This is a genomic window from uncultured Christiangramia sp. (genome assembly GCF_913046405.1).
In the GTDB taxonomy this organism is placed as follows: domain Bacteria; phylum Bacteroidota; class Bacteroidia; order Flavobacteriales; family Flavobacteriaceae; genus Christiangramia; species Christiangramia marina.
Genome location: NZ_CAJWRQ010000034.1, coordinates 1 through 12,138 on the forward strand (window position 1 = coordinate 1; position 12,138 = coordinate 12,138).

7 protein-coding genes and 1 pseudogene are annotated in these 12,138 nt (G+C 41.6%); 7 read left to right on the plus strand and 1 reads right to left on the minus strand.

Going from position 1 to position 12,138, the window contains the following annotated elements; translation table 11 throughout:
* From QZ620_RS06230 to QZ620_RS06255, 6 genes and pseudogenes are all read left to right on the plus strand, one after another.
* Positions 1-819, plus strand: a pseudogene (locus tag QZ620_RS06230) (SusC/RagA family protein); the annotation flags it as partial.
* Positions 820-823: 4 nt separating this feature from the next.
* Positions 824-2,296 (plus strand): RagB/SusD family nutrient uptake outer membrane protein, encoded by a 1,473-nt coding sequence (locus tag QZ620_RS06235; protein ID WP_295180090.1) that lies wholly within the window; start codon positions 824-826, stop codon positions 2,294-2,296.
* Between the two features lie 24 nt (positions 2,297-2,320).
* Positions 2,321-4,999 (plus strand): PKD domain-containing protein, encoded by a 2,679-nt coding sequence (locus tag QZ620_RS06240; RefSeq protein ID WP_295180092.1) that lies wholly within the window; start codon positions 2,321-2,323, stop codon positions 4,997-4,999.
* 14 nt (positions 5,000-5,013) lie between these two features.
* Entirely contained in the window at positions 5,014-6,669 is a 1,656-nt protein-coding gene (locus tag QZ620_RS06245; protein ID WP_295180094.1) for a family 16 glycosylhydrolase, read from the plus strand.
* Between the two features lie 58 nt (positions 6,670-6,727).
* Positions 6,728-9,004 carry a beta-glucosidase BglX gene (bglX, locus tag QZ620_RS06250; protein ID WP_295180096.1) on the plus strand — a complete coding sequence of 759 codons (2,277 nt, stop codon included), beginning with the start codon at positions 6,728-6,730 and terminating at the stop codon, positions 9,002-9,004.
* The gene (locus QZ620_RS06255) at positions 9,004-9,780 is read left to right on the plus strand and encodes a glycoside hydrolase family 16 protein (RefSeq protein ID WP_295180098.1); all 777 of its coding nucleotides are present in this window, start codon (positions 9,004-9,006) and stop codon (positions 9,778-9,780) included. Before bglX ends, QZ620_RS06255 begins: the two co-directional genes overlap by 1 nt.
* A 27-nt stretch (positions 9,781-9,807) precedes the next feature.
* On the opposite strand, the gene QZ620_RS06260 is transcribed toward QZ620_RS06255, so the two are convergent.
* Complete coding sequence (locus QZ620_RS06260; protein ID WP_295180100.1) at positions 9,808-10,257, minus strand: nucleoside deaminase; 450 nt, start codon at positions 10,255-10,257, stop codon at positions 9,808-9,810.
* Between the two features lie 90 nt (positions 10,258-10,347).
* On the opposite strand from QZ620_RS06260, the gene QZ620_RS06265 reads away from it, so the two are divergent.
* A complete protein-coding gene (locus tag QZ620_RS06265) occupies positions 10,348-12,120 on the plus strand; it encodes a 1-deoxy-D-xylulose-5-phosphate synthase (protein ID WP_295180102.1) in 1,773 nt (590 codons plus the stop codon).
* The last annotated feature ends 18 nt before the right edge of the window (positions 12,121-12,138 follow it).

The window sequence follows — 12,138 nt, forward strand, 5'->3', positions numbered from 1 at the left end:
TCTATTGGATATAACCAGGTTGTAAATGATAATTTCAAGTTTAATATAAACTATAACCTTACAGCTCTTAGAAATGAAGTGCTTTACGTAAACAGTGAAAGCGGATTCATTCCCGGAGGAGTTTTTGGAATAGGGCAGGAGCCGCCGTCCAGAATGGAGCCAGGAAAACCAATCGGATATTTCTATGGATTAGAAACTAATGGAATTTTCCAGACACAAGCAGAAGTTGATGCTGCTGCAACGCAGGCAAATGCTGCACCTGGAGATATTCGTTTTGTAGATCAAAACGGTGATGGAGTTATAGATAGTGATGACAGAACAGATATTGGAGATCCAATTCCGGACCTTACCATGGGTGCAAATATTGGGTTCACCTTCAAAAACTGGGATTTCAATGCATATGCTTTCGCTTCCCTCGGAAATGAGATCGTAAGAAACTTTGAAAGAAATCAGCCAAATACGAACAGAACGAATGCATTCTTAGGTAGATGGACAGGACCAGGAACTACAGATAGTTTCCCAAGAGTGACTGTTGGTGCTACCAGTAATAATCAGTTTTCAGATTTCTTCGTAGAAGATGGTTCTTACCTAAGATTACAAAACGTGCAGATTGGATACACACTGGATTCAGATCTTATTGCAAATACCGGTGTAGAAAAATTCAGAGTATATGCTTCAGTAAATAATGCATTTACACTTACAGAGTACAGCGGTTATGATCCTTCAGCTTCTAATGGAGCTCCAATTGGTGGTGGTATAGACCAGGGATTCTATCCTGTACCAAGAATTTATATGTTAGGAATTAATATGAAATTTTAAATAAATGAGAACGAAATTATATACAATCAATTGGATACTCGCCTTTGCTTTTCTGGCGCTATCTGGATGTAGTGATGACTTCGTGGATGTAGACAGCCAGGATGAAAATTCTGAGGATTTCTTTAATACACCCGAAGATTATGATCTTGCATTGATTGGAGCTTATGACCTGCTTCAATCTACTTACCTAAATGTGATGCTGGGCGAGATCGCTTCAGACAATACCCTGGCGGGTGGTGAGAGTGCGAACGATACTCCTGGAATTCAGGAAATAGACAATATGGAGCATACTCCTGTAAATCAGCAGCTAAGAGATATCTGGAGCTGGATGTTCGCAGGTGTGAACCGCGCGAATTATGTATTGGAATTTCAGGATGTTCTGGATTTTGAAGGTAAGACTGAAATCATTGCCCAGGCAAGATTTCTTAGAGCTTATTACTATTTTGAATTGGTAAAATGGTTTGGAGATGTGCCGTTAGCGGTAGATAACAGAATTCAGTTTGGAGAACAATTCGATATTCCTAGAACTCCAAAAGCTGAAGTTTATGCTCAGATCGAACAGGATCTTATGTTCGCTGCGGCAAACCTTCCGGCTGTACAAAGCGTAAAAGGTCGTGTAACTTCAGGAGCAGCTCAGGCTTTGCTTGGAAAAGCCTATTTATTTCAGAATAAATTTGCTGAAGCAGCTACTGCTTTCGAACCTGTAATTAGTGGACCTTATTCCTTAGTGCAGGATTATAACTTCATATTTGAGCCAGAAGGTGAAAACAATGCGGAGTCAATTTTTGAGGTTCAGTATTCAGATGAAGAAGGTGCCGGTTTTGGATGTCTTCAATGTTCGGAAGGAAATGTGGCTGTTGGATTTAATGGTGTAAGAAACATTTCTTATCCAAATCCAGATGATGCTGTATTTGATTCTGGATTTAGTTTCAATGTTCCCGTACAGGAAGTAGTTGACGAGTTTTCAGATGATGATATTCGTAAAGATGTAGCTGTTCTTGATATCGAGGCACATGCTGCTGCAACTGGAGCAAGCTATGCTATAGGATACGAACATACTGGATATTACAACAGAAAATATATCGCGAGAGCTGGGGATTTGAATACCGGTGACCAAAACCTTACAAATCCAAATAACTACCGCGCAATTCGTTTCGCTGATGTGCTACTAATGGCTTCGGAGGCTAATTTTAAATCTGGAAATGAAGATCGTGCAAGAACTTATTTGAACAGAGTAAGAGATAGAGCAGGACTGGAAGATGTTTCATTTTCAGGAAATAATCTGCTAAATCAAATCTATGAAGATCGCAGACTGGAACTTGTAGGAGAAGGACATCGTTTCTTCGACCTGGTAAGAACAGGAAGAGCAGCAGATGAAATCGACGGTTTCGTTACAGGAAAACATGAATTATTCCCTATCCCGGCTATCGAAATTGAGCTTGCAGGAAACAATTGGGAGCAAAATCCAGGATACTAAGAACTACCATTAAAACGAATAAAAATGAAAATATTCAGAATTTTAGCAATGCTTACCATCTCGCTTCTGCTTTTTACAGGATGTGAAGATGATGAAATTACGAACTACGCGTTTCAGGAAATCTCTGCTCCAACAGATGTCACAGCAGATTTTGATATTAGCCAGGATGATACCGGTACGGTAACTATTACACCAAGCGGTGTAGGCGCTCAGACTTTTCAGGTTGACTTTGGAAATGGAGAAACAGCTGAACTTGCCAACGGAGAAACTGCAACTACTGTGTACGATGAAGGTGTTTACCTTGTAAAAGTTGTTGCTGTAGGCTCTACTGGTCTAACCAGCGAGTTTAATCAACGTCTAACTATTGCATTTAAAGCTCCGGAGAATCTGGAAGTGAATGTAAACCAGTTACCCGCGAACCCGGCAATGGTAGAGGTAAGCGCAACGGCAGACAATGCAGCAAGTTTTGATGTGTATTTTGGAGATACAGACGATGAGGAGCCAACTCAGTTAATGCCAGGAGAAACTATCTCTTATACTTATGCTGCGGCTGGAAATTATACGATTAGAGTGGTAGCTAAAGGAGCTGGTGCAGCGACTGCAGAAGAAACTGTAGAAGTTGAAGTACCTGAGGCTTCAGATCCTTTAAAATTACCAGTAACGTTTGATGACCCACTTGTTGGGTATGCAGTAACTCCATTTGGAGCTGCAGAGACTGCTTTCGAGATCGTTGCAAATCCTCAATTATCTGGAACTAACGATACAGAATCTATGGTGGGTGCTATTACAAAGGCAGGAGCTCAATTTGAAGGTGTGACTTTCAATCTTGGTGAAGCCGTGGACTTTTCTGGTGATAATAAAACACTTACAGTAAAAATTTATTCTGAAGTAGCTTTTCCAGTACTTCTTAAATTAGAAACAGGTGTGAACGACGAGCGATCAAACGAAGTTGATGCACAACACGCTGGAACAGGTTGGGAAACCTTAACCTTCAATTTCGCTACAGAAGCCACAACAAGTTACATAGATAATAATGACACCGGTGGAGCTGCGATTGTTCCAGATGGTCAGTTTGATAGAATATCCTTATTTCTTGACCAGGGTGGATCTACCGCTGGTACTTTTTATGTTGATGATCTAATGCGTGATGGCGATGTTATTGGAGCTCCAATGGCTGCTGAAAATCTTCCAATAGGATTTGAAGATAACACAACATTATCAGGTGTATTTGAAGGTGGAAATGTTACTGGAACGCCAATTGCTAATCCAGATATGAATGGAAATAATTCTGCTACTGTTTATGAATTCGTAAAAGGTGCAGGTTCTCCATGGTATTCAGGAGTTTTCCACATATTCCCTCAAAATATAGACCTATCACGGGGAACTACATTCAGTTTTAAAATGTGGTCTCCAAAAGCAGGAATTAATGTAAGATTCCAGTTGGAAAAAGAAGGTGAAGAAAATCCTGCAAATGTTTTCATTGATGAAACAATTACTGAAGCGAACCAATGGGTAACTTTAACTTATGATTTTTCAGCATTAGTAGATCCGGCTGATGGCTATGATAAATTCGTAATCTTCCCTGAGTTTGATGATGCTGCACAACCAGCAGGTGATGGTTCAGTTTATTATTTTGATGATATCATGCAAGGTGAAGGCACAGATGGTGGAGAACCAGCTGCTACAACTACAAGCTTCCCGGTAGATTTCGAATCTGCGGCGAATGGCGGACTTTCTTCAAGCTGGAGAGTTTTCGAAAACGGCGATAATCCTGCTTTGGAAATTATCACAAATCCTGACATGACTGGAAATACATCTATGAGCGTTGCTAAATTTACTGCACGACCTGAAGGACAAGCTTACGCTGGTACTGTTACTACGCTCACTACGCCATTAACATTAGATGCTTCTAATAGTATCGTAAAAGTGTGGGTTTGGAAGAGTAAGATTAGTGATTTAGGAATTAAGTTCGAGAATGGAGCCGGAGGTTCTACAGGAGAAATCAAGGTATCGAATACTAAAACGAATGAATGGGAAGAATTAACTTTCGACTTTTCTGGAGTTATTGGAGATCCAAACAATACTGACATTACAGGACTGGTTGTATTCCCAGACTTTGAAGTGAGAACATCTGAATCTATTACATATTTCGATAATATTACTTTGAACTCTTCTACCGGAGGAGGTACAGATGGTGGTTCAGCTAGTGGAGATTTCGCTCTCCCACTTGACTTTGAAAGCGATGATTTCACTCTTGGTGCTAACAGTGTTCCTTTCGAAATAGTTACAAATCCTGAGCAATCAGGAATCAATGCCACGGCAAATGCAGTAGGGAAAGTGACAAATAATGGAGGTCAGTATGAAGCATTATCATTCATTTTAGATGAGGCAATAGATTTTTCAGGGTTCAATAAGACGATCACAATGAAAGTTTATTCAGAAGTGGCTTACCCGGTACTTTTTAAATTAGAAACTGGAGTAAATGGTGAAAGAGCAAATCAGGTTCAGGCACAACATGGTGGAACCGGATGGGAAGAACTTACCTTCGATTTTGCTAACGCTCAAACGAGCTACATAAGTGAAGCAGATCCAGGAGGAGCAAACTTTACTGCTGTTGGTGAGTACGATGAGATCTCAATCTTTCTTGATTTTGCTGGATTTACTGCTGGTGAATTTTATATAGATGATATCGAACAGAACTAGAAAAAGAAAAACCTATGAGATATATTAAATTAATAAGCTTGCTGGTTGCAACTCTCTTAATGATAAGTTGCCAGGAAGATGATCTCACCCTGGATACGATCGTAGTTCCTACAGATCTTCAGGTGAGTACAAATATTAGTGATGATGGTTCTGGCATGGTAGAATTTAATGCTACCGCCAACGATGCGATCACTTACGAGTACAATTTCAGCGATGGATCTTCAGCTGTTGCTCCAAGCGGAAACTATACAAAACGTTTCACGAGAACAGGACTTAATACGTACCTCGTAACCGTAGTAGCCTACGGTAAGGGTGGTGTTAGTAGCTCGATGTCTCTGGAAGTTGAGGTTGAAAGTGATTTCAATGACCCTGAAACTAAGCAATTCCTTACTGGAGGAAGTTCTAAAACCTGGTATGTGGCAGCAGTAGAAGCTGGTCACCTGGGTGTTGGACCTAATTTTGTTGCGGATGGTGTAGCAAGTGCTTTTCCAGAATATTACCAGGCGGCTCCTTTTGAAAAAGCGGGTGATGAGATCTCTTCGTGTTTTTATACCGATGAGCTTACTTTTACTGAAAGTGGCGAAAATATTACCTACAACCAGGATAATATGGGTCAAACGTTCTTCAACGTAGACTACGTGACCGAGTTTGGTGGCGGCGGTGGCCAGGATGAATGTATCGATTATGATACTTCTGGTGATAAGTCGGTTACCCTGGCACCTGCGGAAAATGGAGTTCCTGCCGATGCAACGACCGGAACCGAAATTCAGCTTGGTGGCGGCGGTTTTATGAGCTACTATATTGGTACAAGCAATTACGAGGTACTTAGTATTACTGAAAATACCATGCATGTAAGAGCAATTCCAGGAAGTAATCCTGATCTTGCTTGGTATCTAAAATTCACTACAACTCCTTTTGACCAGCAACAAGCTGGTACAGGTGGAGAAGAAGAGGAAGAGGAGGAAGAAGCATTTGTTTCTCAATTCACTGAAATCTTCTGGAGTGATGAGTTCGATGGAGATGCACTGAATACTACTATCTGGAACTACGAAACCGGAAACGGAACTAATGGCTGGGGTAATGGCGAATTACAATATTATACTGAAGATAATGTGTCTGTAGCAGCCGGAAGTCTTGTGATCACAGCTCGAAGAGAAACTGAGAGTGGATTTGATTTTACTTCTGCAAGAATTACTACTATGGACAAGTTTGAAGTGACTTACGGTCGTGTAGAAGCTCGTGCCAAGATGCCTGATGGCGGTGGAACATGGCCAGCGATCTGGATGCTTGGGGCCGATTTTGATGTAGTTGGATGGCCTGCTACAGGTGAGATCGACATCATGGAATTTGTAGGAAACAAACCAAATGAAGTTTCTTCAGCATTGCATTTTCCTGGAAATTCAGGAGGGAATGCAATTTTCGAAGCAACCGATATTCAGAATGCAGCTACAGAGTGGCATACATACGCGGTAGAATGGACAGCAGATGAAATAACTTTTCTGGTAGATAATGAAGTGAACTTCACGTTTACCAATGAATCTTCTCTGCCATTTAACAAGGATTTCTTCCTGATCATGAATGTAGCAATGGGAGGCGCCCTTGGCGGAAATATCCCTGCCGAATTTAGCGAAGCTTCCATGGAAGTGGATTACATCAGAGTATATAAATAGTTTGTTTAGCTAACAACTCCCGGGATCTTTCAGGTTCCGGGATTTATTTTTTAAGATTATGAGAAAGTTATGCTTAAGTACCCTTTCACTTGTGCTTGGGACCATAGGGCTGCATGCCCAGGAATCAGGTCTCAAAAGTTCAGTAAAGAATGTCGAAGCCAAAGTAGATTCGGTTTTGAACATCATGACTCTGGAAGAGAAAGTAGGACAGATGATCCAGTACAACGGAAGTTGGGATCTTACAGGACCCGCTTCTGAAACTGGTAACAAACAGAAAGAAGACAGGCTTAAAAAAGGTCTCGTTGGATCTATGCTGAATGTGCTTTCAGTAGAAGCGACCGAAAAAGCACAAAAGCTCAACATGGAAAATTCACGTATCAAGATTCCGATTATTTTTGGATATGATGTGATCCATGGATACAAAACTATTTTTCCTGTGCCGTTGGCAGAAACTGCCAGCTGGGATATGGAAGCTGCAAAGGAGTCGGCTCGAATTGCCGCTTTAGAATCTGTTGCAGAAGGTGTGAACTGGACGTTTTCTCCAATGATCGATGTTTCGCGCGATGCTCGCTGGGGACGAATCATGGAAGGTTCCGGGGAAGACCCTTATTTAACTTCCCAGGTTGCAGTTGCCAAAGTAAATGGATACCAGGGAGATGACCTTGCAGATCCTACTACGATCGCAGCAACCGCTAAGCATTTTGCCGGATATGGTTTTGCTGAAGGTGGAAAGGATTATAACACCGTAAATATTGGTAAGAACGAACTTCATAACGTCATTCTGCCACCGTTTAAAGCTGCGGCAGATGCCGGAGCGGCAACTTTTATGAATGCCTTCAACACAATTGACGGTATTCCTGCGACTGGCAGTGTAAGCCTTCAGCGCGAGTTGTTGAAAACTGGATGGGGCTGGGATGGATTTATAGTATCAGATTGGGGTTCTATTTCAGAAATGATACCTCATGGATTCGCCCGTGACAAAGTTCATGCTGCAGAAATTGCTGTAAAAGCAGGTAGCGATATGGATATGGAAGGCGGAGCTTACCAGACCGGACTGGAGCAATTGGTTGCTGAAGGAAAAGTTGATGAAGAGCTTATTAATGATGCCGTTCGCAGAATCCTGAGAGTGAAATTTATGATGGGTCTTTTTGAGGATCCTTATCGCTATATCAATGCTGAAGTAAAAAAGGAAGTGCCTTACGAGCAGCATCTGGAAACAGCACGTGATATTGCCAGAAAATCTATCGTTCTCCTGAAGAATGAAAAGGATCTTTTACCAATGTCAGCTTCCGCAGGAAAGATCGCGGTGATTGGTCCGCTGGCTAACGACAAGGACACACCAATTGGTAACTGGAGAGCTCAGGGTGAAGCAAACTCTGCAGTATCTGTAGTAGAAGGTTTAAAAAATCAATTACCAGACTCTGATATTGTTTATTCTGAAGGAGTAAAGTTAGGGATGGGAGAACGTAGCTTTTTAATGCCGCTTAAGATCAACAAAACCGATACTACAGGAATGGGTGAGGCCGTTAAGAATGCCAGAGACGCTGATGTGGTGGTTATGGTTCTTGGTGAAGATGCATTTCAATCTGGGGAAGGTAGAAGTCAGGCAAATATTGGTTTCGCCGGACTGCAACTAGAGCTTTTGAAAAAAGTTTACGCTGTAAATAAGAATATCGTTCTGGTACTTATAAACGGAAGACCAATGGAATTAAGCTGGTCTGCTGAAAATATCCCTGCTATTGTTGAAGCCTGGCAGCTTGGTTCTGAAAGTGGAAATGCAATTGCAGATGTACTTCTTGGAAAGTATAATCCTTCCGGGAAATTACCGGTTTCTTTTCCTAGAGCTGTAGGACAGGAGCCATTGTATTATAACTATAAAAACACAGGAAGACCATACAGCGAACAGCATGTAACCTACTCGCATTATACAGATATCGAAAACGGACCTTTATTTCCATTCGGTTATGGGCTTAGTTACACAGCTTTCGAATACGCTAAACCAACTTTGAGTTCAGCTACACTAACTTCAGGTGAAACTGCGATCTTGAGTGTTGCAGTTACAAATTCTGGTGATACCAAAGGGAAAGAAGTTGTGCAATTATATGTGTGTGATATGGTAGCTAGCACGAGCAGACCTGTAAAGGAACTGAAAGGTTTTGAGATAATCGAAATGGAAGCGGGTGATACTAAAACTGTAGACTTTGAAATTTCAGAAGAGATGCTTCAGTTTTATACCGCTCAGGAAAAGTGGGAAGCAGAAGAAGGAGAGTTCAGATTGATGGTTGGAACCAATTCAGAAGAATTACAGACAGTGACACTTAATTTTCAGAAATAATGAGAGGACCCTACTCCTTTTTAACCCTGTGCCTGGTCCTGGTTTCTACAGCCTGTGCACAGGAAAAAATAATTTTCGAAGAAGACTTCAACTCAGATACTCTCAATATGGAGATCTGGAATTATGAAGAGGGTGACGGCTGTCCAAATCTTTGTGGTTGGGGGAATAACGAAAAGCAGATATACAATCGCGATTATGTTGCCCTGGAAGATGGAAAACTGGTGATTACTGCGGAAAAGAAAGATGATACCTACTACTCCGGAAAGATTAATTCTAAAGACAACGTGGAATTCACTTACGGTGTGATTGAAGTAAAAGCAAAACTTGCTACAGGCAAAGGTCTCTGGCCAGCTATCTGGATGTTGGGTGCAGACATTAGTGAGGTTGGATGGCCTGCCAGTGGTGAGATCGATATTCTGGAATATATTGGCAAAGAGCCGGGAATCGTTTTTACTTCCCTGCATACTCCGGCAAGTCACGGGAACACGATCAATACTAAGAAAACGAAAGTTGCAAATATCGAAGAAGGTTATCACACTTACAAAGCTGTGTGGACGCCAGATTATATCGAATTTTTTGTAGACGGTGATCAGTTATATCGCTTTACTCCGGAAAACTATAATGAGGAAGAGTATCCTTTTAAAAAGGATTTCTATTTCCTTATCAATATGGCCGTTGGAGGAAATCTTGGAGGTGCGGAAATAGATGAGTCGGCATTACCAGACAAATTCTATGTAGACCATATCAAGGTCACCGAACTACCTGCAGATTATTAAATTAAAAGCCCCGATGTCGGGGCTTTTTTAATTCAGATTTCTTTTTTCTATAAAAAAGCGCTTCAGCAAAGTGGAAGCCTCTTCTGCCAGAATTCCCGTCGTTACTTTGGTTTTCGGATGAAGCTGGACTCCATTTTTTCTATAACCTCTGGTACTGTCTTCAGCAGCAAAAACGATCTTGGAGATCTGGCTCCAATAGAGAGCACCGGCACACATCTGGCAGGGTTCCAGGGTGATATACATGGTACAATCCTTAAGATATTTACCACCCAGAAAACTTGCTGCTGCAGTAATAGCCTGCATTTCAGCGTGAGCAGTGACATCATTCAGCGTTTCTGTAAGATTATGTCCCCTGGCAATGATCCTGTCGTTAATGACCACGACCACTCCTACGGGAATTTCCCCTTTTTCATAAGCAGCTTCAGCTTCTTCCAGCGCTTTCCGCATAAAGTATGTGTCATCGTATGGATTAATCATTTCCAGGTTTTTGTGCAAGATATCAATTTTGAAAATTCCGTTTTCGTTTCAGGTTTATAATTCAGTTTGCATGATGTAACTTTGTTGGAAATGACCAGAAAACTACTAGATACCATTAACCTTCCGCAGGATCTGCGAAAGCTTCCGGAAACACAACTTGAAGAGCTGGCCAGGGAACTGCGGCACTTCATTATCGAGATCGTCGCCACCAAGGAAGGTCACCTGGGCGCAAGCCTTGGTGTCGTGGAGCTCAGTATCGCGTTGCATTATATATTTAATACTCCTGAAGATCTACTGGTATGGGATGTTGGTCACCAGGCTTATGGTCATAAAATATTAACGGGCAGAAAAAATACGTTTCATACCAATAGACAGCTAAACGGAATTAGCGGATTCCCGAAAAGAGCTGAAAGTGAATATGACACCTTTGGGGTAGGACATTCTTCTACTTCCATCTCAGCAGCGCTTGGGATGGCGATCGCTTCTCAGCTTAAGGGCGAACATCAAAAACAACATATTGCGGTGATAGGAGATGCTTCCATCGCCAGCGGAATGGCTTTCGAAGGTCTAAATCATGCCGGGGTAACCAAAGCGAACCTGCTGGTTATTTTGAATGATAATGCCATTGGAATCGATCCCAGTGTTGGCGCTTTGAAAGAATATCTTACCAAAGCAAGGGTGGGCCATAAACCTGCCAGCGATAACATCATTGAGGCGCTTAATTTCCAGTATTTTGGTCCTGTAGACGGTCATGATCTTCCTGGACTGCTGAAGGTTCTGCGGGAGATGAAGGAAATCAGCGGACCTAAATTTCTGCATGTCATTACCAAAAAAGGGAAGGGTTTAAAAAAAGCCGAAGAAGACCAGGTAAAATATCATGCACCTGGTAAGTTCGAACCTGCAACCGGCGAATTACTGAAGTATAACACTGAAGGTTTACCCATAAAGTTTCAGGACGTTTTTGGTCTAACTCTAGTAGAACTGGCGGAAAAAAATGATAAAATTATAGGGATTACCCCAGCGATGCCTACAGGTAGTTCCCTTAAATATATGATGGACGCATTTCCAGACAGGGCATTTGATGTAGGTATTGCAGAGCAGCATGCTGTGACTTTATCTGCGGGGATGGCCACCCAGGGATTTACTGTTTTTTGTGCTATTTATTCTACTTTCCTTCAGCGTGCTTACGATCAGTTAATTCACGATGTTGCTTTGCAAAAACTTCCGGTGATATTCTGCCTGGATCGTGCTGGTTTGGTAGGTGAAGATGGAGCTACGCATCACGGCGTTTTTGATATTGCCTATTGCCGACTTATTCCAGATCTCATAATTTCCGCTCCTAGAAATGAAACCGAGCTTAGAAACCTACTCTACACGGCCCAGCTTGGTTTAGATCAACCTTTGATAATTCGTTACCCTCGCGGAAGAGGTTCACAGGTTGAATGGAAAACACCCTTTGAAAAGACTGTTATTGGTAAAGCTGAGTGCCTTCAGCAAGGAACTCATATCGCCGTTCTAACGATTGGGAATATGGCTGTAAACGCTTCCGAAGCAATTAAATATTATCAAGGTATAGGGAGTATTGCGCATTATGATATGAAATTTGTCAAACCGCTCGATAGAGATCTGCTAAAAGAGATCTTCGATAAATTTGATAAAATCATTACTATTGAAGATGGCGTAATTTCCGGAGGTTTTGGAAGCGCGATTCTGGAGCTAGCCATGCAACTTGATTATAGAGGTAAAATTGAGATTATGGGTATACCCGATAATTTTCTAGAACACGGAAATATCGATGAATTACAAGAAATCGCCGGAATTAACGTTGAAGGAATACGGCAAAAGCTGGAAACTTTGAACTGATTTTATATTTTTGCGATT

What these genes read in the sequence shown, in the direction of transcription:
- QZ620_RS06235 (WP_295180090.1), top strand. Translation starts at nt 824, where the DNA reads ATGAGAACGAAATTATATACAATCAATTGGATACTCGCCTTTGCTTTT.
- QZ620_RS06240 (WP_295180092.1), top strand. Translation starts at nt 2,321, where the DNA reads ATGAAAATATTCAGAATTTTAGCAATGCTTACCATCTCGCTTCTGCTT.
- QZ620_RS06245 (WP_295180094.1), top strand. Translation starts at nt 5,014, where the DNA reads ATGAGATATATTAAATTAATAAGCTTGCTGGTTGCAACTCTCTTAATG.
- bglX (WP_295180096.1), top strand. Translation starts at nt 6,728, where the DNA reads ATGAGAAAGTTATGCTTAAGTACCCTTTCACTTGTGCTTGGGACCATA.
- QZ620_RS06255 (WP_295180098.1), top strand. Translation starts at nt 9,004, where the DNA reads ATGAGAGGACCCTACTCCTTTTTAACCCTGTGCCTGGTCCTGGTTTCT.
- QZ620_RS06260 (WP_295180100.1), bottom strand. Translation starts at nt 10,257, where the DNA reads ATGATTAATCCATACGATGACACATACTTTATGCGGAAAGCGCTGGAA.
- QZ620_RS06265 (WP_295180102.1), top strand. Translation starts at nt 10,348, where the DNA reads ATGACCAGAAAACTACTAGATACCATTAACCTTCCGCAGGATCTGCGA.